This is a genomic window from Draconibacterium sp. IB214405, from assembly GCF_033963885.1.
GTDB lineage: Bacteria > Bacteroidota > Bacteroidia > Bacteroidales > Prolixibacteraceae > Draconibacterium.
Genome location: NZ_JAXBMA010000008.1, coordinates 23,124 through 46,426, shown reverse-complemented (window position 1 = coordinate 46,426; position 23,303 = coordinate 23,124). Strand labels below are relative to the sequence as shown.

Here is a 23,303-nt window from a genome sequence, read left to right as displayed (position 1 = left end):
AAATTAAGAAAACCATCTCTTAATTTTTATACCAACGTGTCCAAATTAGGCTGAAGATTTACACTGGTTCGTGTTTTATGCAATAACTGTAAGATCAAAAAAACATTCAGCCCCGACATCCTACCTCAATCATTTAAAACTGAGAGTATTCCTGAACACCATTTTATCGCAAACGGATGTGAGGATTGTTATCATACAGGTTATAAAGGGCGTTGTGCAATTTTTGAGGTTATCAGTATCGATGAAGAATTGCGTGAAAGTATAAAAACAACGAATCTGGCTGTTGGTAAATACCTTAAGGAAAACCGCATAGAATTAATTCAGGAACAGGCATTTAACCTCGTCATGACAGGAAAGACATCTGTAACCGAAGTATATAGTTTACTTTTTGCTGATTAAGAAATATGAAGAAGAAACCAATATTTATAGTTATACTTTTCTTTCTGGCACCATTTATTGTTGTTTCTCAGGAAGAGTTTAAAGAACATCTTACTGAGATCGATTCTACGCTTACCAGATTATCACAATCAGAAGTCCCGGGTCTTAATGAAATGGCTGAATTCTCGGTTGTTAGTGCAACGATTCAGGAATTACTTCGTGGTGCAGCTGAAGCATATGAGTTAAATGTTAGCGTATCTCCAGACATTAAAGCAAAAGTTACCAATAATTTTACAAATGTCTCAGTAAAGGATTTAATCCTTTTTCTATGTGAAAAATATGAGCTAGACATCGATTTTATTGGGAGCATCATGTCTTTTTATCCTTATAAAGCTCCTCAAAAAGAAGAGATTCCGATTACAAACCCTACGCCTAAGATAATTTATGACAATGAAAAGGATCTATTAACTGTCGATTTAAAAAATGATAGTATAACCTCGTTTGTTCGTGAACTAACAACAATCTCCGGGAAAAATATAATACTTGCACCAAGTGTTAAAGAACAACCAATGAATGGGCTGATAAAATCTGTATCCTTTGATATTGGTTTAGAGAAAATAGCTTTTGCAAATAACCTTAAATTAGAGAAGAGTGAAGAAGATGATTTTTATATTTTGAACAAAACGGAATCTGCCGAAGAAGCGCCAACTACTATAAGAGGAGCAGGAATTCGTGGGCAAACCAATAAAAATGCTCAAGCAAGAAAAAATGACTTTCCCGATAACCTATTCATTGAATTAACTAACGACTCATTACTTAATGTAGAAGCAATAAACATTCCAGTCGCAGATATCATAAATGAAGCAGCCTACACATCAAATAAAAATTACATATTCTTCTCTGTTCCTGAAGGATCGACTTTTCTTAAAGTTAACAATATAAATTTTTCTGACTTATTAGAATTTTTACTAAGAGGAACCAATCACACCTATATTAACCAAAAAGATGTATTCATTATTGGGAATCGCCTCGACGAAGGCTTTCGAACTACGAAACTTGTTAAGTTTCAATACCGTACTATGTGGGAAATTCAGGCCTCAATTCCTCCTCAACTAATAGAAGACATTCAAGTATTGCCCTTTGAAGAATTAAACGCGCTAATTCTAAGTGGGAGTTCTAGTAGAATAAAAGAGGTTGAAAAATTATTACTAGAACTAGATCAACCTGTACCAAATATAATGATTAGCGTCATGGTGATTGAGGTTAATAAAAGTAAAACAACTGATTTTGGAATATCTGCTGCTTTCGGAGACTCAACCAAAACAACCCGGGGAAATGTTTTCCCTGATGTTGATGTAACTGTTGGAGCAAACACAATAAACTCATTCCTCGAAAAGATACATATGAATAACTTCATTAATCTCGGTAAAGTAAATCCAAATTTTTACCTTACAATAAAGGCTCTTGAGGAAAATGGTAACATTAAAGTAAATTCAACACCAAAATTATCTACACTAAATGGGCATGAAGCAACAATGACAATTGGCCGTTCTGTTTATTACAAAGAAAGTACTCAAAATGTAACAGGAGGAGTAAATCCGATTATTACTACCAGCCCACGTTTTAATAAAGTTGACGCAAATCTTTCAATAAAGATTATCCCTATTGTTTCAGGAAATGATAATATCACACTTGATATAGAAGCCGAATTTTCTGACTTTATTCCCCCAGAAATTGAAGATGCCCCACCAGGTAATGCTACACGCAAATTTGTTTCTCAGATCAGGATTTTAAACCAGGAAACTATTCTTTTGGGAGGATTAGAAGAAGTATCGAAAGAAAAGCTTCATTCCGGGACACCATTTCTTTCTAAGATCCCAATAATAAAATGGTTGTTTAGTAGAAGCACCACTAAGAATTCTGAAAGTAAGCTTTTAATTCTAATTAGTCCTGAAATTGTCTTTTAAGAATGATTGATAACATTGTTTCACATATAATCAGGTTTAAAAAGGTTTGGGGAATCCATGTTGATGAAACAAATGGAATCGTGAGGTTAAGTGCAATTTTGTTGGAATATAAAAAAGGAGTTCTGAATATTTTACAGGAACACCGGATGAATTCACTTGAAAAACTCGATGAAATTGAAATTGGTGAAATCCCGGTAAGCTTAAGTTATTCCAGTGATAATATTTTATCGAAAAGAATAGAACTTAATTCTAAAGTCCCTATTGATGAAATAATTCATGTCCCGGATATAGAACAGTTTCATGTTCAGCTATTTCAGTCAGGTAATTTTAAATTTCTATCCGTAATTAGAAAAGAAAATTTTGAGAAATTTATTTCATCCTTTTATGATAGACAAATTAGTATCGTCTTAATATCATTGGAGGCTTACTGCTTTTCTCACATGCTTGAATATATCGATTATAATCAGAAAAAGGAGTTTCTAATCAATAACTATAGGATTAAACTTGATAATGAAGGAATTTCAGAAATTTTGCCCATAGATATAAAGGACACGGCTACTCTTAAAATCGGCACAACTGAGATTAAATCCGATCTTATTCTTCCCTATTCAAACGTTATTGCATCCATCAGTTTAAATGAGGCAAATCTAAATCTAATAAAAAGTGATTGGAAACAGTTAGCAATAAATTATAAACACAAAATATTTGTAAAGAAAGGATTACCTTTAAGTCTAGGCAGTATTCTTTTTATCCTGCTTCTAAATTTTATAATCCTCCAAGTTAAAACGGATGAATTTAATAAACGTTCACAGATATTACTTCATCACCAAAGCCAACTAACTAAACTTGATAAATTAGAACAAGACTTTGAGGATAAGCAAAAGTTTTTAGGAGAGTTAAATCTTAATGATTATAAATACTATTCTTACTACGCAGACAGAATAGCCGCAACTATTATTAAAGACATAAAACTATCTTCTTTGGTGATTAATCCAATTGCAAATGATCAACGAAAAAATGTGATTCATTTTCGGGAAAACATTATTAATATCTCAGGCATATGTAATTCATCATCCGAACTTAATCATTGGCTTATAGCTCTTGAAAAACAACCATTTATCCAGGAAATCACTAATCAGGTTTTCGAACTGAATGATTACGATGAAAAAGGGCATTTCAGTTTTACCCTAAAAGTAATTCAACCATGAAGTTAGATCGATTTTCATATCATCAAAAGAGTTTGTTTCTTTTAGCAGGTACAATCTTACTATTGTTGTTTACCTATGTTTTGTCAATAAATAAAACCATTGAAGTTACTAAATCTATAAGAAATCTTGATAAAAGAATTTTAATGGCGCAAACTGCTCCCATTCAAATTGATAGTTTACAAACAAAGATTGACATATGGAATAAAAACCTATTATCAGAAGTGAGTCTCAGTGAAATTCAACAGCGAATCTTCGATGAGGTAGCTCGAACAGATAACATAAATACAGTAACGATTAAGGGGATCAAACGCATTGATGAAAAAAAGGAAAACGGAATTACAATTAGTACTTATGAAATTGATTTTACCGGCGAATTCAAAACCCTTGTAGAGACCCTTAATCATCTTGAACGAAAAATGAGATATGGGTATATTTTATCGTCATCATTTGAAATAGTTAAAAACAGAAAAAAAAGGATTGATGAATTAAGGTTAAAATTAATAGTACAAAGTATGATTCAAAACTACTAAGTAGTTAATAAAAAATAGAACTTGAAGTAAGTTCTAAAATAATATATTATCACAAATAGCTGTAAATGAAAACTTATACAAATATAAAACTCTTGGGATTATTCTTCGTTCTACTGATCTTTATGGCTGGATGCGAGGATATTCTATCTCTTGATATATCTGATGAAGATTTGAATATCATCGCTCCCCATCACAACAGCATTCTTAAAGAAACTGAGGTACGTTTTCTTTGGGATCCGGTAGTAGGTGCAACACGCTATCATATTCAAATAGTATCCCCAACTTTTAATTTGGCGGAAAAGTTCGTGATTGATACCATAACAAATAACAACAGTTATGTAACCGAAATACCCCAAGGAAATTATGAATGGCGAATTTCTGGAAGCAATAGTTACTATAACACTGAATATAAATACTTAACCTTTAGAATTGAATTAGTCACTGACACAATTCCGGAAGATAATAACAATTGAAATTGCAGTGAGAACGGAAATGAAGAATAAAAGGACGATGTATATGTTATTGCTGGCAGTAATATTAATTTGGTCGTTGATTATAGTTCGTTTTCTGTCATTACGAAATCCAAATAATAAGGACATTGCCAATCAACCGGAGATAGTCAATAGGAAACAGGAATCATCCGAAAAAACAGACTTCCAGCTCTTACTGAACTATACCGATCCATTTTTTGTCGAAAAAAACAGGAACCAGTCTCAAAAAGATGTAAAGAATAACAATGACATCGCATCCAAGAAAGTAAAAAGGACTAAATTACCTGTTACTACAGACCATATACCAACAATTACCTATTCAGGAATGATTTTCAATCCAACTACTGAAAAAAAAGTAGGTTTCATTCGAACCGGCAGAAAACAGTATTTGGTTGAAGTTGGCGACCACGTTAACAATTTGGAAGTGATTAATCTCTGGAATGATTCAATACGAATAAAATGGAACGAAAAGGTTATTGATATAAAACGGGACAATGAGTAAAATAATTGACAAAAAAATTTCTGCGGGAATATTGCCGCTTACATTATCAATCAGTTTAATTTTAGCATTGTTCTGTATGGCAGCAATATTACTTGCATATTACAGCAACCTGTTATGGATACAAGCTAAAAACTCTTACCGCGTGGAATTAAATGCTCAATCTGCACTTGAGTATGTCTTGAACAATAAAATCTCTTCTATACCATTGAACTCCTCTTTTTCTACCGATTTATTTCATCAAGGTAGGGATTCTGTTACAATTTCCAAACGAGCTTGGGGAATATATAATCTATTATCGATAGAAGCTTATTCTAATAAAATCAGACACAACACCAACCAATTAATCGGCTATGCTGGAGTGCAAAATAATTTAGCACTCTACGTGTGCAATAGTAGTCCTACAGCTCTGACTTTAGCAGGAGCTACAGAGATAAACGGTAATGCATGGCTTCCATCAAAAGGAATCAAGGCAGGCACATATAACCGAATCGGGTATTCAGGAAGTAGCCTTGTAGCAGGAGAAACCTATAGAAGTGAGTCTAAACTCCCAACACTTGATGACAATATTAATCCTAAACTCCAACAAGTTTATGATTTACTTGGTACCAAAATAGAACAGGTAAAAGAAGTTCCCAAAGCAATGGAAAACTCATTTCACAACCAAATGAAAATTCTTTATAGTCAAGAGTCAATTTTGCTACAATCTCAGTTAAAAGGAAATATTGCAGTAGTTTCAGCGTCAGAAATTGAAATAGACCCATCATCAAATCTTGACAATATTATTTTAGTTGCTCCCGCAATAAAATTCAAACCAGGATTTAAAGGATGCGTACAGGCTTTTGCTGACAAATTTATAAATCTGGCTTCTGGTGTAAAACTTCTTTACCCAAGTGCATTAATAACAAATTCAACAAAAGATTCGCAAATAAACATCTCAGAGAATGTAGTCTTCCAAGGTGTAATTTATCAAAGTGGAGATACAAAACTTAATCCAAGTATATTTATCAGTTCCGGTTCTCGAATAGAAGGTCAGGTGATAACCCATGGTTCCATTGAGCACCATGGGATTGTTTATGGACAAATTTTATGTAATTCTTTTGAAATAAACGATAACTCAGGCCTGCATATTAATTACCTTTTTAACGCGGTTGTTGATCGATTCTCTCTGCCAGAAACATATCTTTTTCCTGGAATCTTAGCTTCCGATATACAATATCCTGAAATTATTACTCGATTACAGTAGATACAATATTGATATAAACACTGGTAATGAAAAGAAGTACTCACACATTTAATATCAATAGTTTTAATGGTAGAATATCTTGTTCTACGCTTTTAGAGACAATTGTTTCATTACTTCTTGCGAACATTGTATTCTTTTTTGCTTTTACAATTATTCTGAACTCAATGAGTGGAAACTTCATGATTAGAGAGTATAAAGCTCACCTAAAGGCATATAGTTTCCTAACCCAAGAAATGCTTGAGAGAAATTTCGAAGATAAGGCCATTGAGCTAAATAATCTCAATCTACAGAAAAAAGTTATATCGGTAGAAAATGAACCAGGTCTGCTTCAATTTGAAATTAAGGTTACAGATCGAACAGGAAAGGAAATATTAGTATTAAAAAATTATATAAGGCATGAAAAGGATTAATGCTTATACTTTAATTGAGCTAACTGTATCTCTGGTAGTAGGCTCCTTACTAATAATTTTTATTTGGACAGGCTACAATTTTATTACAGAAAAATACAACGAATGGAATTACAAAAACCAGTGGTTGCGCGATATTGTATTATTAGACCGACAACTGAGATCAGATATTAAAAATGCATACATGGTTGTGGGAAAAGGAAATACAATTAATATCCATAGAGGAGACTCAATTGAAATAACATATGAGATTAATCATAATTCCATTATAAGAAATACAAATGGAAGAAGAGATAACTTTGATTTAAACATTACAAATATAAGCTATCGTTATCTTGAATTAAGTGAAGAAAAAAGTTTCACTGTTAGTTCAATCAATATGGTGTTGCAGCTACCTGAGGAAGAAGAACTCAAACTTGTATTTCGGAAAGAATATGATTCAAAATTTAGATATAACTCATTAAATAGATGAATTCTCAGGGATTAGTTCTAAAACGGCACAAAAACAGAAAGAAGATCAATCCAGATTCTTTCTATCATCTTGTAACTAAAGACATTTTTGGCAATAAGCTGAATAATAAAAAAAAGGAAGTATTTTATCTTGAACTCTATTCAATGCTACATGCGGGCATGGATATAAAAGATTCCATGGAAGTTTTTATTGAACAACAAAATAAATCAGAAGAAAAAAAGATTTTCAAAAACTTAGTAAATGATCTGGTTGAAGGGAGTTCTCTTTCCCAAAGTATGCAAAACTCCAAACAATTTACTGCATATGAATTCTATTGTATACAAATAGGTGAAGAAAGCGGACGATTAATGGATGTATTAAAACAATTAGCAGATTTCTTTTCTGAGCGCGTTAAAATGATCAGACAAATTGTAAAAAGTGTCTCCTATCCTATTGTTATACTCCTAGCATCATTAATTGCAACAGGTTTCATGATAACATTTATTGTTCCAATGTTTTCAAATATATTTCAAAGATTTGGAAGTGATCTGCCTCTTCTTACAAAAATATTTATTAATATTTCAGGTACCTTAAAAAATAATCTCCTAATTATTGCACTAGTAATCACTTCGATATCTCTCCTTCTTATAGTTTTTTGGAATCACGATAAAATAAAAAAGACCAGACAATTGATAACTATAAAAATTCCCTATTTGGGTAATATGACCACAAGTATATATATGGCACGATTCTGTTCCGCCATGTCTCTTTTGATTTCGGCAAAAATCCCCTTGGTTACATCAATCAACTTAGTAAAAAAGATGATTTCGTTCTACCCTATACAGATTGCATTAGATCAAATTGAGGTAGAACTTATTGATGGCAATGATTTTCATAAGAGTTTAGCTCAGCACAAAATTTTTGATGCAAAAATGATTTCCTTATTGAAAGTTGGTGAAGAAGTTAATAAACTAGATGAGTTCTTTAAAAAACTACACTCATACTACTCTGACGAGGTTGACATGAGAGCTAATGCACTAAATACCTTCTTAGAACCGTTAATAATTATCTTCTTGGGTTTGACGGTTGGGGCGATGTTAATTGCAATGTATTTACCTATGTTTCAACTTTCTAATTCTATTGGATGATTATTAAAGAGCTATAGCGACTAGATTAGTAATAGCAAAACTTACACTAAAATCAAATAAATCTTAATCAAACCAAAGCTACCACTTCTCGAACTAGACTCTTCAAAACATCATGCAACTCCATAACCGCTGGAAACAACCCTACTTCAGAATCGGGCCACCGGGCAATATCCGACAGATTTTCTAACGGATTAAGAATACATCTTAAAGCTCCGAAACCGGAATATTGTTTCAGGGCTTTTGTTTCTTCTGTCGTCGGCTTCCGATTTTCTTTCTCCAATCGAAAGCAAAGCTTAATGGCTTCAATATTTGCACGCAGGTGCTGTTCTTTATTAAAGCTCATGTTCTTCCAGCCAGATTTCGATAGCTCCTGTAAGTTCGGTGTACAAGTCGTTGAACTCTGAGCTAAAAGCAAACTCATCATTTAGCCTGTATTTCTCAAAAACCGGAACTGCTTCCGGCAGAAACCGAACGGCAAATTCTTTAGCTTCTTCCAAAGGGATTATTCCCGGAAACTCATTCCAGATAATAGTTACAAGGGTATCGTGTTTTGAAAAGTGAAGCCCTTTGTACAACTCTTTATGTGCCAGTTCTTCTGCTTCCTGATGATTGTGCCCGTTTTTAACGGCCTGCGAATAACATTCTGCCGCGAGATCACTACGGGTATTCAGCAGATCGTTATCGTCTGTTAACTCAGGATGACTTTCGTATAAAAAGTGAAGCAATGACAACTTAAACCATGAGAGTTCTTTAGGTGTTGTTTTCATGACATTTAAATTAGAATTTTAAAATGTTATGATGTGAGGAGGGAAAAACAAGCGCCCGGAGTTAATCCGAACGCTTTGATAAAAAGGAAATTCTATTGAATTGGATTTTACATGGAGTGCGATTTGGCCCTGTTTCGTTTAGTGGTTTGCTGACGCTCCGTCGGATTCACCTGATCCTTTTTCAGTGCCTCTTTTACGTCTTTGGTCGCCTCATTAGTTTTACCTTCAGAATTAACCGCTACCTGGGTTTTGCTCTTGTTATCCGGTATTACTTCTGCACCTTTGGTTTGGGCTTTATCAGGATTCCATTTGTAAAAATCCAGCTTACCTTTTTCGTCGTTAACCTTTATGTAAGCGTTAAACTCTTCGCCTTTTTTGTCTTTCATTCCGGCAACATAGATGGTTTCCCGCTTTTCCAGTTTCTGTTGCTGGTCCTCGGTCAGTTCCTTTCCAAGAAGAGAATTGGGAATACGCACCTGTTTTTGTTCGTTTTGTGTTTGACCTTGCTGCTGCTGATTATCAAATCGGAAACCTATACCTCGTTTATCGGCATCAATTTGCAGGTGAGCATTAAACTCTTTACCACTACGGGCGGTCATACCTTCCACGTAAATTGAGCGTCCTTCGGCCAACTCTTTCTTTTGGTTTTCATCGAGCTTAACGCCTTTAATTTCATCGGGAATTTTTATTTTATCTGCCCGTGCGGCAACCAATTCGTTGGTGAGTTTATCAATGGATAAAAATACCGGTGTGCTCTCTCCCTCTTTGTACTGTGGATGCACAATTCTTCCGGCATTTCCGGTTTTCAGCAGGTTTTGTTTGTCCTCGTCAGTTAAGGTGACGCCAAAATACGGACGGTCGAGTTCGGGATTGTTGCGAATGGCATGAACAGCCAGTTTAAAATCACCATTTTCGTCCTGACGAAAGGCCAACCGTGCATCGGTGCGGATGTTCAGGTTATCGGTTTTAATGGTGATCGGAATCAAACCTGGTGACTTCTGGTAGTTTAACATGGGCTCCAGATTTTTTGTGTTTTTCAGAAAATCTTTTGAGACACCCAGCATTTCCAATTGTGACCAGTCAACTTTGTTCTCTTCAATCAGATTGGGCCGTTTCTCCTGAGTTTGTTCTTTCGAAAAGTCGCTTGTTTTTACCTCATGCTTTTCCAACATCTCCTTGTTGGAAGGTGTATCCGGTTTCTTTAACATCTTTTCCAGAACGATTGCAGTTTTTTCCACCAGGTTGGAAGGTGCTTTGAAAAACTGAAAATCGGTGGGATTTTTATACTGGCGGTTAAAATTGGTGAAGAAATTCTCCAGCGGATTACTGTGCCTATCGATTTTTAAGAAACTACCTGCATTGGCCTGTTTGGGAGCCTCTGTTTTTAGTTTGCCTTTTTCATCAAAACCACTTACGGCTTTTAGTTTGTTTTCGTTTTTCTCTTTAACCAGTAATACTTCCTGGTCATTGTTTTTTTGTTCCATGATACATTTCTTTTAATGATTTAAAAGCGAATGTATCGTTGATTGGCCTTAAAACTGTTAGGCTGGAAGTATTTGGCTTTGGGTGGGTTAAAGTGGCGTAGTTAGCCTGGATGTCAACTCAATCTAATTTCAGAATATCCTTAAAATATGGTTTAGGAATAAATACCCATCTTTCGTTCACATAACAAAAATATTTGTACCCAATTCCATAATTAGTTTCCTCACTCTCCAGGAATTCGACACTATAAAATTTGACATTATAATTAAATACTCCATACTTCACGGCCTCAACCATTCCTCCTGGAGCATCATCTTCGCCTGATAATATTCCGGACGTACTTAATCGTGTAATTTTGAAAAACTTTTTCTCAGGATACAGCGGAGCTATAGGTTCTTCAAGAATACCAACAAATATTTTGCAATAAATCTCAAAACTCTTTACGTAATAATCCTGACTAAATATCTTTCTACAGTCTAGCAAGGTTGGATGACAAGCTAATAACAGCTCATTGATATTAGCATTTCTTTGAACAAACTCCGAAAAGAATTCATGAGGCGTTGGATGAATTGGATCGATGTATGATTTTCTCACTTGATTCAATACAGCAAGAAAATCCTCTTTTGATTTATTCCATCTGGATATTTTCTTTTCGATTTTGTATCGCTCTGTTAATTCTGAGAATAATTCATCTAAAGCATACGAATCATCTAACTTTGCAGCCTGCTTAACACTGTATAAAGTACCTATAGAATGAAATCCTATACCAGGAAGCAAAAACGGCTTAACATCCACATTATCCAGTGCCCACGCTGCACCCATTTCGTTTAAACAGATATCACTTGCTTTATAACTATTTGAGATAAATAGAAAGCTATAGTCCGCTTTTAGCAGATTTTGCCTTATATGGATTCTAAAGTCATCCCCTGTCCTTATTCCCAAACCATCAACTGAAGTACAAAAAATGTCACTCTCGTTAATTCCGCATCCAAGAATTAAAATATTTGTGACAAAACAATCTATTATCTTCTTATCTTTTGAGGAATGGCTGATAAATATTTTCATGGTTTAATTAAACAATGTGTTAAGAAAATTTCAATATGGTAAAAGTATCAGAAATTACATTTCAGGCGAACTCATAATAGTAATTTGTCCCCAATTTCCATACCCCAACATATTCAAATTGCAGATACGTGTGTAATTTGTACTCTTGATTCTTTTTGTTGGTATTTAGAAACTATCCTCCACTCCATCATCCGGAATAAAATAAGCGTAAATATCCTTTCGTTTTAGAAGCGACAAAAACATATTTTTATCGCCTCCTATTACAAGTTTGCCAATTTTAACCCCGCAATAATAGACATCATCGCCATCGTGTTTAAAACTTTGAACACGTTCTATATTATCGTAATCCCTAGCAGTTGGCTCACGATCTAACAGCTTTTCCAGTAAATCAAATACCAACATGTTTTGAGCTTCGGAAAAGCGACTGGCTATATGCGCCTTGGTAAAAGGCTTGATGTTTTTTAAAACTACTTCACGGCGTAGTTGTGGAATTTTGTTTTTGGGTTGATACATGATGCTATTTTTTGTATTCCTGTATTAGCTATAATATTTCTTGAAAATCATCTATATAATGTCCGCAAGAATATGTTGTTCTCTGATAAAAATGACGTTGTTAGAATCCGCAATCGACGTAGCACCGAACACCGCCCCGCAATATGTACTTTGTTTACTGCTGCTTCTTTATTTCAATTTTAGTTTCATCATTATGTCGGTCTGTTCATCATCTCCGAGTTTGAAGATGTGTTTGTCAAATGCTACAAATCCATTCTTTTCATAGAATCGGATTGCTCTTGGATTTTGTTCCCAAACTCCCAGCCAAACATATTCCACATTTTTTGCTTTAGCTAATTCAATCGCTTTTTCGTAAAGGATTTGTCCGACTTTTTTCCCGTGAAATTCTTTTAGAACGTAAATACGTTCTATTTCGAGTGCGTTTTTGTCCTTTATTTCGATTTGTGATTGTCCAACGTTTACTTTTAAATATCCGATTGTTTTTCTGTCAAGTTGGGCAAAATAAAATTCAGCGTTTGGGTCAGTCAGTTCTGCTGTTAGTTTTTCAGTCGAAAATCCGTTTTCCAAATATTCTTTCATATTGTCTTCACTGTTTTCGGAAGAAAAAGTCTCGGCAAAAGTCAATTTTCCGATTTCTTCTAATTCATCAATATCTTGAATATTTACTTTTCTAATTTCCATATATTTTTAGGTCTTTTAAGCTTGCTGCTATCGGTTGGCCAATGTTGTCGGGGCGGATTCTCATTTCGCAGTTGGTGTACTGCCGAAGGCAGCCCTGCAATATGGCATTGTGTTGTGGCTACATATCAAATAGTTCAATAGCAGCATATTTCTTTAATTCTCCTTTTTTATAGTATGAATCTCTATCTTTTTTTGAATTCATTGATTTATTATTTCTCTCATTATATTCCTCAACCAAGGAATAAATGGAAATAAAAAAGTTCTGTAAAGCACTAATTTCTGTTCCCTCTTCATTCTCAAAAAAGTATGAACTATAACCCATCATGTCACGAGATATTACAACGTAATCTTTTTTTAAGTGAAAAGAATCGTTGATACCTGTAATTTCGTCTGGTAAGAATTGGAAAGAATCATGGTCAAACTGTTGATAATCTCCAACGTGCTTGTAGCTATGAAAGTATTCACTAAGTTTTGTAATCCCAGTCGAATAATAAACAAAAAGATATTTCTTAATGTCTTGGTTAAAAGTAAATGATTCAAAATACTCGATTACCTTATGAAAAATCTTTTTCGTTAATGTTGTTTTTACTTCAATTACTGCAAGCACAGATTCTGAGGGAACTACTACAATATCATTAATTCGGTAAAAAGGAGCATAGTATAAGGAATCATAAATTAGAATATCGCATTGTTTAGACATTTCCCCATTTTCTGATAAAATAAATCCTTGCTCTACGCTTACACTATTGGGCAAATAAGTCTTAAGAAAAGACCTAAGTATTTCTTCTGTCAAGACTCCAATTGTGGGATTATGCTTTTTTATGAATTGTTTGGTTTGTGATAATTTGATTAATAATTCGTCACTGACCAACCTAAAATAGTCTACCATAAGAATTAGTTTATTTCAATTATGTATACAAACTTGCTAATTTGTTCGATTTTATCGGATAGTTCTTTCCCTTCCAACAAATTGGTTTTTTGAAGATTTGGTTTATTGGGTAGTAATTCTAATAAGCTCACCAAATAATTAGTTTTAATTGCATATGTAACATTCTCTGCTTCAGCGTGCTTTGAGCTAACAATTCCAACTAAGCAACCTTTATTGTCAAATAAAGGTCCGCCACTATTTCCAGGCTGAACGGGTGCAGAAACTTGATATGTTGTTGCATCTCCCTGAAATCCAGTCTTAGAACTAATTATTCCATTGGTTAACTTAATTTCATCTCCCATGGATGCTCTTAACGGATAACCTAAAGCATAAATTGATTCACCAACCTTTGCGAGTTCTGTTCTCAGAGTAAATGGAATTGATAATTTCATTGTTTCTGATTCAGTTAATTTTAACAATGCAATATCATTGTTTTTATCAAATACAACGACTTTTGCATTATACGATTTATCAAAATTGGAATTTATTCCTTTAACCTTTATACTTTCGGCATTTTCTACCACATGATAATTTGTAACAATAATTCCGTTTGTTGTTATTGCAAATCCAGAAGCGGAAGTTTTCAATTTTCTTTGTCTGGATTCAATAATCATATCTTTTGTAGGAAATAATTTTATGCTTTCTTTCTCAAAATGAATTTTGGTTCTACGAGCCAAAATTTCTAATTCTTTTTTATTTACATTTTTGTCATAATAAATGCCTTCATAATCATTTAAAGTTTCAGAATAAGTCAAAGTGTATTTAGTATAGAATTGTCCATTAGCATAATGAATTTCAGGATTTTAACGATATGTATTATCGTCAATTGGTGCACTTTTTTTGATAAACCGACTGCCATTGAATGTTTTTATTATTACATCATCTTCTAGACTATATTTCTCGTGTACTGAAAATCGTTTATAACCATTATCAACTTTTAAAATGACGGTATAAGGTTTACTATCATTCCAGTCCTCGCTTTCCTCTTTCACCAATAAATTTCCGTCCAAATATTTGCTAACGTACCAAGTTGTTTTATAAATTCCTTCAATTTCATCAATCTCAGAAATTCTTTCCGTAAAAAGATTTTCCCATTCGCTATATGTCTTTGGAGTTTGGCTAAAAGACAAAAAGTGGAATGAGATACAAATAAGAATTATAAAATTTCTCATGGTTGTTATTATTTTAATATCGCCATAACTAGTGAGCATCATCAACAAGTAATGTTATTTAATTATCTCAATCCTAAAGATAATGTTATTCCTCTTAATCGGGAGGAAACATTACTTATTATGGTTACCGTTATCTATTAATTGCGGACTTTAGCCCCAAGACCTTATCACATGCGGTTTCCCAAGTGCAATGCAATTTCCTCATTGCTATAACTCCTTGATTACAGGCTTCCTGCAGCCGTGTAATTGGCCAGCAAACTTTGTGGATGGCTTGCCGCAGCGCTGCAAATGGCAAAAAATTTTTCTTAGACCCCCTACGCAGTTTTGCAGCAGGGGTAAAATTCTTGTGCAACCAGTGTAACACAACTGCAGCCAGCAAACAAACTATATGACGTACAGTCCGTATTTTTGTGGTGGGTTAAACTCATATTAGGGTTCGTCGCCGCTGGAATGCTTCTGATAGCAATTTCCCATGCCCCGGCATTTCTCAAATCGCATTTTCAACCACACCGCTGCTCATGATTCGCAGTATTCCGGTGGATTGAAACTGCTCAATCGAAAAGCCTTTGGCATCGCGCGGCAAAAGAATCCCCTACATTTATTCCAGGGATACATTTGCCTTCTGCCCACCCGTTAAAATTCAGATTACTGTTCCTGTGCCTATGGAAACTTCATTCTGGGAAGTTTCTCCGAGTACACCCGGAACACTCCCTGCATTCAGTAACCTCCGGCACCGCACACAAGAGAAAGGCTTTCATTTCCCTCATTCACCCTGTTCTCACAGACCTCATTTCAGTACATTCAAACCTTACACTTGTTTTTGCCTCCACTCGATTTAGAATTGTAGCTTACTGACTTTTGATAAAGTACTTTTATCATTTTACTCAATTTATAGATTCTTCTTTCCCGCATTCCAATTTAAGAATGTGCTTTCCGTCCGGCCATTGTTGTTCTGTTGGCAAAATAAAGACTGTGTTTTTGGAGCCTGCAAGTTCAGGGCTGCAGTTTTGCAGAAAATCTCCAACCTCCTGTCGTCGAATAGTATTTCCTGCAAAAAACTTGCAGATCCAACACTGCTTTTTTAACCGGGCCACAAAACAACAACGACCGACCCAATGGAAAGACGCATAATCTTAAACGAATGAAATATGGAAAAGAAGAATAGAAATAAATATTTTGAAAATGTAAGTAACGAAAAACAAAACTCACTCTCCTCCGGAATCCGCATAGGTGAGTTTGGAATTGTTTTTGTATTGCTTATAACATCACAATTATCAACCTTTTAAAACTGCCCAAATGAGAGAAAAAGTTAACAAATTACCATTTCGATGGATTTTCAGAATCATTGTTATCGTACTGGCTTCTTATATTACCGGATTAAGTTTCTGGTATTGTTTACTGGCTTATATCGCAATTTTATTCCTGATTGAATTTGCCAAAAATATGATAGTTGTTATCCTTGGTATTGCCATAGTTGTTGCGGTAACTCTTGCCATGTTTTTTGGATTGATAGCGCTTTAATTGTTCAGAAGAATAGTTTTTACACCTTATAATGCAGGGCCTTATCGCCCTGCTTCTTTTTTCATGAGCCTGTGCGGTAAAAAGAAGCAAAAAACCTTCTTAAAGGATCCTGTTGGTAATGATTGATCCCTTAATTTTAATCGCAAAAATACAGGAGTAACATGGACAAACAACAAGGTTAAATCCGCTGGATTTGATTCATAATCTTCCTTTTAGTTCCTAAAAACGAAAAGCGTATTCCGAATCAAAACCTTGCCTGAAGTCCCTGCTATCCTGTGAATGGTGAGCAATAAAATTATTGTTTAACAATTTAAAGCTTACTGTTATGAAAATTGATTATTTCAAAGTTTCCGAAATTAAAGTGTCTTATACTGACAAAGTAAAAGCATCAGAAAGACCTCAAATTGGCGCATCAAAAGATGCAGCTCATATTTTCAAACACATTTTTAAAGATTGTATTCAGCACCATGAAGAGTTTTATGTAATGCTGTTAAATCGTGGCAACAAAGTTCTTGGTGTATCCTGTATTTCAAAAGGTGGAATTTCCGGGACCGTTGTCGATGTAAAAATAATTTTGCAACTGGCATTAAAAGCAAATGCATCTTCATTGATTGTTTCTCATAATCATCCGAGTGGTAACCTTACCGCAAGTGCGGCTGATGTAAAAATTACCGAAAAACTTAAAAACGCATGTAAGTTGATTGATTTAAGTCTTCTGGACCATCTGATTGTTACAGATGAAAGCTATCTGAGTTTTGCTGATGATGGATTGTTATAAATCCACTTCATAGAAAACAAGGGCTACTCGCATTGAGTAGCCCTTGTTTTTTGTGCTTTAAGTTTCTCGACAACCTTTGTTTCCCAGCTCATTGTTCTTTACAATACAGTCAGGATTCTACCCTGTGATTTTCAAAAACAATTCTTGTATCAAATGATTAATGAACGAGGATAGTACACGAATCATAAAAAATGAAAATTTGGATTAAAAATATTTTCTATCTTTTAAGGGCCATATACATATACTTTAATACACTTATAATGAAAGACGTATTCCGTTTTAATGAATTCTTTATTCATCAAAGATTAATTCTTCAGCTCCTGGACTCCTATCATAAAACGATTCTATCGACATTGCTTCAAAATACTAAACATTATGATGATCACCTGAAACAAACCTTTATTAACGATTCATTTACTGAAGTTATAACGAAATATTTTGCAGCAAAGAAAATTAAATCTCTGGAAGAATTATTGATAACCAACTCTAAACTAAAAAAGGGGCAAGTAATCTGGTTTTATAATAATTTTTATTTCAAAGGGATTGTAAAGGCAAGTAAAGATTTTGAAAAAGGGAAATTACCAGCTTACGCGGAATTTCACATCCATCTCAAAAGATATAATAAAACCATAAAGGGGAAATACAACTATGAACACGTGCATTGGTGTAGTGCAACAGATAGGTTATCTGGACATAAAAGTAAATTCATAGTGGCATATATTGATGGAATACAAAAAAATGAAATTGTATTAAGGCCAATGTTTATTAGTGATCGATTCTTGAAAGATGAAATTTTATATGAATATGATTCACCTTCATTAAAACTTGATATTAGTGAAATTGACGAATTTAATCAAGTAGAATGTGTTCCTCATGATTACGAAGAACTTGATATTCAAAAGAACAAGGATATTTCAGAAGAAAGAATTAAACACTCAATTGCAGAAATATTATATGAAAATAATATTCCTAAAGACTGGGGAGGAGAATCTTCGGATTTATTTACCAATCATATTCATATTGATGGAAAAAGATACAATGCTGCGTTCTTGCTAAAAGGACCATCAAAGTTCCATCAAATGACAGTTAAAGATTTAGGTGTTAATGGAAATCAAATTGTTCGACTGTTTGATGAACCAGCGGAAATATTAGTTCTACAACACTGCCACTATATTAAAGCGGAGATTTATAAGACCATGGATGCGTTTGCATCAAGATTTGATAATATTAGGAGGTATTGCATTATTGATGGAATTGATACGCAAAGATTATTGATGGCTTATGAGAAAATATAGGAAGGCAACCGAAGTTACCTTCCAATTTACAAACCCTATAAATACATCAAAACCGATTGACCGGCCTCGCTGTTATCAAATCCTTGTTTTTTATAATAAAACGCTGGTGCCTTCCCCCATTCTTTTCAAACAGCTCAACTACCAATTCCTTTTTGTCCGGGATCGTAAATGATTCGAAAACAAAAACCGTTGCTTCTGCAGAATTGCCTTCAATAGAAGTCAGGTTATTAAAAGCACGAACTGGTTTTATAACCGTCTCCTGAATGGCTGTTCTTTTGGCCACTTTCTTGTCTACTATTTTAAAGGTTAAAAAATCAATTTTAAATGGAATATCGGAAGTATTTTCCAGTTCGGTGCGAAAATAGATCAAACCGTCCTGGCTGTACAGGCCGGTTAACGCAAACTCAATTCCAAATTGTTTGCTAGAGATATTTTTGAATTGTTTCTTCCTGGTCCCGTAAATTTTCTCCATAGCCAATTGTATGTTCTGTGGTGTTTTGTTTCCAAGCTCAGCAAGTTGTATCTCCACTGAATTGTCCGGCTTGTTTCCCAGTTTGTATTCATGCAGGAAGTCCTTCATTTCGATATTCAACTTTGCAGGATTTTCAGCGTAGTTGACAATAAACGAATAAAAACTGCCCTCGTCGGTTATTACCGAAAAGTTGGTTTCTTCTTTAAAATCCTTTACCGAAGCTTTTACCCGGACCACATTTTCTGCACCATCGGCTTTCCCCGCTATGATATTTGAAGAACCAAGATCGATATAGGTTATGGCTGCCGGGAATAGAATATGGACAGTTTTATTATAGGTTACTTCAATGTTGTAGGATGAAATGACCCTGTCTTCAGAGATGACTTTGCTAAATTGGTTCTGAGCAAAAAGTGAAAAATTGCTAAGTAGTATTATCGCGAATAATATTTGTTTCATGACGAATGATTTAAAATGAATGAATTGTATTTTATTTGGCAGGCATCAGCAATATTCGGTGCCCGGCTTTTAGAGTGACTTTTGTGGTTCGGAGTTTTTTGGAAACATACTGTGATGTCCCTTGTATAAAACTTCGCCCCACATCGGCTGCCAGTTGTTCGCCTGCAGTTGTACCCTGATTGATGCTAATGCTTGTCCCTGCATCGCGTCCCATGGTGGCAGTAATTTCCTTTAAAGCACTGACCTCAACCGAACCGGGAATAAACAGTCCAGGCTGTCCGTCGGTGTCGTAAGCTGTGAGTTGCACCGGGATGATATTTCCGTTTTGTTCCAGCGAATTGATAAAAATATGCAAACGTTCTCCCTGTATTCGGGCGATACCTGTAATCAAGGCATTCTTTTGAAAATGGAGTCCACCGGTTTCAATCGCTTCCAGTAATCGTAGCTGAACATTTTGCCCGTTAACCAGTTTTTGTGTGCTGTTTACACAGGCATTAATGGTATTACGTTCTGTAGTTTCCTGCTTGTCTCCTGCCGATATAAATGAATAGTTTCGGGGCTGTGAGACCTGCTTTAGAAATACCGAATCAGAAACCGTTTGTTGTAATGCCGTTGCTGTACTTTTTGTTGAAACCAGAACTGTCTTGACGATCTTCTCTTCTTCTTGCTGTCTCACTAGGAGACCAGTTTCGGAAACCGCTACATTTGGTTGTATTGGCGCATTGTTAGGCATATATTTAGCCGCCATCTGGTACGATTTTTCCATCAACAGCAGTTGTTCATCGATACTGTTGTCTTCCTGCTTTTCTGCCAGTTGTTGCTTCAAAGCTTCAAGCTCTGCCTTTAGCTTTTCATTTTCAGGATTCGCCTTTGGTTTTTCGTAAAAGTTGCCCAAGGTTTTGTTTATATTGTTGTAAGCAGAAGCTGAATGCTGAATTGCCCGTTTTGGGTGCTCACTTCCCGAATATTTTTCGGACAAGCTATTTTCAGCTTTTGCAGAGGAAAGCAAGTCAAATTTGGCAGGTTCATCCTTTTTAATCATCGACGAGAAATCATCCAGCGAGCGCACCGGCTTTTGCTGAATGAGTGCTGCCTGCTCGAAGGCGTTGATTTTATTCTTCAGCAGATCCTCTTCCTGCGGTAGTGGGATCTCTGTATTCAAACCAACTACTGTTTTGTTTTCCTCTTTGTCCGATGGCTTAAATATCAGCCACAGACTTGCCCCAAAAACAAGGAACATCAAAGCAAATACCGCGTACTTCTTTAGCATTTGCTTTTGTCCCGGCTTCAGGAGTGTTTTATTCTTTTTGTCCATCTGTTAAATCTTTTAAGTGATTAATGATACTGTCTTGTGGTAAGTCAAGTGGGGTGATGTGTTCAATCTGAAACAGGTCTTTTACTTTCGCATCCCGGAACGAATCCCAAAGAGCAAAAGCGAACAGAAGCGTAAATAAAACACACATCCCCAATACCACCCTTCGTCGTTTTTTCTCAGGAATTCTGTCACAACTCCCTTTGAGTTTTTCACGGCTAAGCCGTTTCAACTCCGAAAATCTGTTCTTCATGGTACTACCTTGTTATCGTTTGAATATCGTTGTTCTGTATTACCTCGAAGTTCTCCACTGTAAAACCATGTGGGTTATTATCGCTGCGAACCGAATTGATAAGACTGCATCGTGTTACCAGGTTTCGCTCTGTGATATTACTTTCACGAATAATTACTTGCCGGGCATAGGTTGATGCCGTGTACGGATAGTTCATAAAATCAACAACCACACTATCTACTTGTAGCGTTTGGTTGATATTCCCTGAAATAATCCGGTTGAAATAGCCTTTTTCAAGCAGATCTTTGTAATAGGTATACACGCTTTTATCTGCCAGAAACATGGCCCGGTTGATGTTTGACTCAATGGCATTCTTATCGGGTGAAAGCGTAAAAAACAACTCGTGAAAACGCCGGATATGCTCCCGTGCCTCTACCGGTCTGTTTTGTGCCAGATCCTGTGAAAGGGCAAGAATAAGGGATTTTCCCTTGTCAAGAACATAGATCTTTTGCCGTTGTTGTTCTGCAAAGCTATAGGCGCTAAATACCGAATATCCGGTAATGCCTGCACAGAGCAGAATAAACACCAGCCCGAAAAAACGGATTTGCCTGAAGCTTGTTTCGATATTTTTTAATGATTTAAATTCCATAATTTTTTGTGATTAATTTTTCATTAGTTTTCCTGTCATATTTCCGGCCGATGCACCGGCAACACCTGCAGCCATTGACGCAGTTTTTCCTGCCGACGATGTTACATTCTTACCATAATTCCCCATACCACCGGCCATGATTATCCATCCGGCAACGGTTGGAATAGTAAAATACCCGATGATACCGATAATCATAAATACAATGTAAACGCCGTTGGAAGCTTCGACTGAATACGTAGCATCGGCCTGTAGTTTATCAATATCGGCCTGTAGCATCAGCACCTGGATACGGGCAAGGATGGAACTAAACAAATCGGAAACCGGTAACCAGAGGTACACCGAAATGTACCGCGAGAACCATTGTGTCATAGTGGACTGAAAGCCATCGTAAATACTGATGGCAAAGGCTATCGGACCAAGTATCGAAAGTACAATCAGAAAAAAGGTGCGGATGGTATCAATTACCAAAGCCGCTGCCTGAAACAGCAATTCCAGAATTTCCCGGAAGAAATCGCGGATATTCTTTTTCATGTTGTACAAACTGCGCTCGATGTACATTCCTGACATGGTTGCCAGATCCGACGGACTCCACCCCAGTTCTTCCAGCTGCTTGTCAAATTCCTCGTTACTGACCAGGTAAGCGGTTTCCGGATTTCGTTTCATGGCTTCTACCTCCAGTTCCTCTTTTAAATCGCGGTACTTTTCCATATCAAAAGTCTGTGCTTCCAGCATCTGGTTGGTGCCAACGACAATGGGGCTAAGCACCACGTTGATCGTCCCCAACACAAAACCGGGGAAAAACATGATACAGAGACCGATGGCAAAGGGACGTAAGAGCGGGTAAACATCAATGGGCTCGGTGCGTGACAGCGACTGCCACACACGCGAAGCCACATAAAACAATGCCCCCAAACCGGCAATACCTTTTGCCACACCTGCCATGCTGCTGCACAGGGGTGTCATCTCAAGGTAGAGGCTGCGTAATATCTGATGTAGGTTGTCAAAATCCATTACCAGTACCTTTCGCTTGAATCACCATACAGTGCCAGCATCCTTTCGGTATCACCTTTCTTTTGCGCCCGTAGGTACGAAACGGCAATGTTTTTATTGGTGTAATAGCTTACTAAATTCCGGTAGTGTTTCACCGAATCATAAACACTGTCTATCACATCCATTCGCTCTTTATCGGTCAGCGATAGTGTACTGGCATTTACAATGCCTTTCAGATCATTCAGCAGGTAGGCGCTTTCTTCCAGTAGTTTGGTATAGCCAAAGGCAATTGCCCCCAGCTCTTCCAGCGAATAGTTTTCATCCTGCAACATCCGCTGGTAAGCGTTTATATAGATGTCAGTAATCTCGCCAACCATTAAAATGGTTTGCTGTACTTTTCGGGCATCTTTAACCAGGTTGTTTACGGCCTTTAGCGCATCGTAATAGGCTTTGCCCTGTTCATACACCTTTTTCACTTCTTTGAAGTTTTTGATCACATTGGAAACGGTATTGGAAGTTTGGATAATCTCCTTGGCCGTATTGGCGATACTTGTTGCTGTATTAATCGGATCGTTTACCACCCACTGCGCTTTCAGGTTTAACGAACCAAGCATGATCAGCAGCCCGGCTATAATTAATTTTGTTTTCATGTTCTTGTTGTTTTG

29 protein-coding genes are annotated in these 23,303 nt (G+C 35.9%); 14 read left to right on the top strand and 15 right to left on the bottom strand.

Annotated elements, in window-relative coordinates; translation table 11 throughout:
- Positions 1-63: 63 nt before the first annotated feature.
- From SLH46_RS21740 to SLH46_RS20990, 10 genes are all read left to right on the top strand, one after another.
- Positions 64-399 (top strand): ATPase, T2SS/T4P/T4SS family, encoded by a 336-nt coding sequence (locus SLH46_RS21740; protein WP_442873575.1) that lies wholly within the window; start codon positions 64-66, stop codon positions 397-399.
- A gap of 5 nt (positions 400-404) precedes the next feature.
- The gene (locus SLH46_RS21030; RefSeq protein ID WP_320283197.1) at positions 405-2,345 is read left to right on the top strand and encodes a type II secretion system protein GspD; all 1,941 of its coding nucleotides are present in this window, start codon (positions 405-407) and stop codon (positions 2,343-2,345) included.
- Between the two features lie 2 nt (positions 2,346-2,347).
- Entirely contained in the window at positions 2,348-3,553 is a 1,206-nt protein-coding gene (locus SLH46_RS21025; RefSeq protein WP_320283196.1) for a hypothetical protein, read from the top strand.
- Positions 3,550-4,083, top strand: a complete 534-nt coding sequence (locus SLH46_RS21020) for a hypothetical protein (protein WP_320283195.1) — start codon at positions 3,550-3,552, stop codon at positions 4,081-4,083. The genes SLH46_RS21025 and SLH46_RS21020 overlap by 4 nt, the downstream gene beginning before the upstream one ends.
- A 65-nt stretch (positions 4,084-4,148) precedes the next feature.
- Positions 4,149-4,556, top strand: coding sequence for a hypothetical protein (locus SLH46_RS21015; RefSeq protein WP_320283194.1), 408 nt, complete (start codon positions 4,149-4,151; stop codon positions 4,554-4,556).
- A gap of 19 nt (positions 4,557-4,575) precedes the next feature.
- Positions 4,576-5,076, top strand: coding sequence for a hypothetical protein (locus SLH46_RS21010; protein ID WP_320283193.1), 501 nt, complete (start codon positions 4,576-4,578; stop codon positions 5,074-5,076).
- The gene (locus tag SLH46_RS21005) at positions 5,069-6,319 is read left to right on the top strand and encodes a hypothetical protein (protein WP_320283192.1); all 1,251 of its coding nucleotides are present in this window, start codon (positions 5,069-5,071) and stop codon (positions 6,317-6,319) included. The genes SLH46_RS21010 and SLH46_RS21005 overlap by 8 nt, the downstream gene beginning before the upstream one ends.
- Before the next feature lie 26 nt (positions 6,320-6,345).
- Positions 6,346-6,729 carry a hypothetical protein gene (locus tag SLH46_RS21000; protein WP_320283191.1) on the top strand — a complete coding sequence of 128 codons (384 nt, stop codon included), beginning with the start codon at positions 6,346-6,348 and terminating at the stop codon, positions 6,727-6,729.
- Complete coding sequence (locus SLH46_RS20995) at positions 6,716-7,198, top strand: PulJ/GspJ family protein (protein WP_320283190.1); 483 nt, start codon at positions 6,716-6,718, stop codon at positions 7,196-7,198. The genes SLH46_RS21000 and SLH46_RS20995 overlap by 14 nt, the downstream gene beginning before the upstream one ends.
- The gene (locus tag SLH46_RS20990; RefSeq protein ID WP_320283189.1) at positions 7,195-8,325 is read left to right on the top strand and encodes a type II secretion system F family protein; all 1,131 of its coding nucleotides are present in this window, start codon (positions 7,195-7,197) and stop codon (positions 8,323-8,325) included. The genes SLH46_RS20995 and SLH46_RS20990 overlap by 4 nt, the downstream gene beginning before the upstream one ends.
- Positions 8,326-8,392: 67 nt before the next feature.
- On the opposite strand, the gene SLH46_RS20985 is transcribed toward SLH46_RS20990, so the two are convergent.
- The 9 genes from SLH46_RS20985 to SLH46_RS20945 form a co-directional block, all read right to left on the bottom strand.
- Positions 8,393-8,668, bottom strand: coding sequence for a hypothetical protein (locus tag SLH46_RS20985; RefSeq protein WP_320283188.1), 276 nt, complete (start codon positions 8,666-8,668; stop codon positions 8,393-8,395).
- On the bottom strand, positions 8,658-9,092 hold the full coding sequence (locus SLH46_RS20980; protein WP_320283187.1) for a DUF1896 family protein: 435 nt from the start codon (positions 9,090-9,092) through the stop codon (positions 8,658-8,660). Before SLH46_RS20980 ends, SLH46_RS20985 begins: the two co-directional genes overlap by 11 nt.
- Before the next feature lie 107 nt (positions 9,093-9,199).
- Positions 9,200-10,576, bottom strand: coding sequence for a DUF4099 domain-containing protein (locus tag SLH46_RS20975; RefSeq protein ID WP_320283186.1), 1,377 nt, complete (start codon positions 10,574-10,576; stop codon positions 9,200-9,202).
- Between the two features lie 118 nt (positions 10,577-10,694).
- Positions 10,695-11,639: a toll/interleukin-1 receptor domain-containing protein gene (locus SLH46_RS20970; protein WP_320283185.1), complete on the bottom strand. Its 945-nt coding sequence runs from the start codon at positions 11,637-11,639 to the stop codon at positions 10,695-10,697.
- 165 nt (positions 11,640-11,804) lie between these two features.
- Positions 11,805-12,152 carry a hypothetical protein gene (locus tag SLH46_RS20965; protein ID WP_320283184.1) on the bottom strand — a complete coding sequence of 116 codons (348 nt, stop codon included), beginning with the start codon at positions 12,150-12,152 and terminating at the stop codon, positions 11,805-11,807.
- 168 nt (positions 12,153-12,320) lie between these two features.
- A complete protein-coding gene (locus tag SLH46_RS20960; protein ID WP_320283183.1) occupies positions 12,321-12,833 on the bottom strand; it encodes a GNAT family N-acetyltransferase in 513 nt (170 codons plus the stop codon).
- Positions 12,834-12,951: 118 nt separating this feature from the next.
- Entirely contained in the window at positions 12,952-13,722 is a 771-nt protein-coding gene (locus tag SLH46_RS20955) for a DUF6602 domain-containing protein (protein ID WP_320283182.1), read from the bottom strand.
- 5 nt (positions 13,723-13,727) lie between these two features.
- Complete coding sequence (locus SLH46_RS20950; RefSeq protein WP_320283181.1) at positions 13,728-14,516, bottom strand: S1C family serine protease; 789 nt, start codon at positions 14,514-14,516, stop codon at positions 13,728-13,730.
- Positions 14,517-14,564: 48 nt separating this feature from the next.
- A complete protein-coding gene (locus SLH46_RS20945; RefSeq protein ID WP_320283180.1) occupies positions 14,565-14,933 on the bottom strand; it encodes a hypothetical protein in 369 nt (122 codons plus the stop codon).
- Between the two features lie 1,148 nt (positions 14,934-16,081).
- Between SLH46_RS20945 and SLH46_RS20940 the strand changes: the two genes are divergently transcribed.
- The 4 genes from SLH46_RS20940 to SLH46_RS20925 all read left to right on the top strand — a co-directional run bounded on the left by SLH46_RS20940 (position 16,082) and on the right by SLH46_RS20925 (position 18,527).
- On the top strand, positions 16,082-16,219 hold the full coding sequence (locus tag SLH46_RS20940) for a hypothetical protein (protein WP_303924947.1): 138 nt from the start codon (positions 16,082-16,084) through the stop codon (positions 16,217-16,219).
- Between the two features lie 10 nt (positions 16,220-16,229).
- Positions 16,230-16,454, top strand: coding sequence for a hypothetical protein (locus SLH46_RS20935; RefSeq protein ID WP_045029394.1), 225 nt, complete (start codon positions 16,230-16,232; stop codon positions 16,452-16,454).
- A gap of 325 nt (positions 16,455-16,779) precedes the next feature.
- Positions 16,780-17,232 carry a JAB domain-containing protein gene (locus SLH46_RS20930; RefSeq protein WP_320283179.1) on the top strand — a complete coding sequence of 151 codons (453 nt, stop codon included), beginning with the start codon at positions 16,780-16,782 and terminating at the stop codon, positions 17,230-17,232.
- Between the two features lie 260 nt (positions 17,233-17,492).
- Entirely contained in the window at positions 17,493-18,527 is a 1,035-nt protein-coding gene (locus SLH46_RS20925; RefSeq protein WP_320283178.1) for a hypothetical protein, read from the top strand.
- Between the two features lie 46 nt (positions 18,528-18,573).
- Here the strand turns inward: SLH46_RS20925 and traN are convergent, their stop codons facing one another.
- From traN to SLH46_RS20895, 6 genes are read right to left on the bottom strand one after another with little or no spacing between them, the layout of a single operon-like run.
- A complete protein-coding gene (gene traN / locus SLH46_RS20920) occupies positions 18,574-19,455 on the bottom strand; it encodes a conjugative transposon protein TraN (protein ID WP_320283177.1) in 882 nt (293 codons plus the stop codon).
- A 31-nt stretch (positions 19,456-19,486) separates the two neighbouring features.
- On the bottom strand, positions 19,487-20,770 hold the full coding sequence (traM, locus tag SLH46_RS20915; RefSeq protein ID WP_320283176.1) for a conjugative transposon protein TraM: 1,284 nt from the start codon (positions 20,768-20,770) through the stop codon (positions 19,487-19,489).
- On the bottom strand, positions 20,754-21,020 hold the full coding sequence (locus SLH46_RS20910; RefSeq protein ID WP_320283175.1) for a TraL conjugative transposon family protein: 267 nt from the start codon (positions 21,018-21,020) through the stop codon (positions 20,754-20,756). The genes traM and SLH46_RS20910 overlap by 17 nt, the downstream gene beginning before the upstream one ends.
- Before the next feature lie 4 nt (positions 21,021-21,024).
- The gene (gene traK, locus SLH46_RS20905) at positions 21,025-21,648 is read right to left on the bottom strand and encodes a conjugative transposon protein TraK (RefSeq protein WP_320283174.1); all 624 of its coding nucleotides are present in this window, start codon (positions 21,646-21,648) and stop codon (positions 21,025-21,027) included.
- 12 nt (positions 21,649-21,660) lie between these two features.
- Positions 21,661-22,659 carry a conjugative transposon protein TraJ gene (traJ, locus tag SLH46_RS20900; protein ID WP_045029408.1) on the bottom strand — a complete coding sequence of 333 codons (999 nt, stop codon included), beginning with the start codon at positions 22,657-22,659 and terminating at the stop codon, positions 21,661-21,663.
- Complete coding sequence (locus SLH46_RS20895) at positions 22,659-23,288, bottom strand: DUF4141 domain-containing protein (protein ID WP_320283173.1); 630 nt, start codon at positions 23,286-23,288, stop codon at positions 22,659-22,661. Before SLH46_RS20895 ends, traJ begins: the two co-directional genes overlap by 1 nt.
- Positions 23,289-23,303 lie beyond the last annotated feature (15 nt).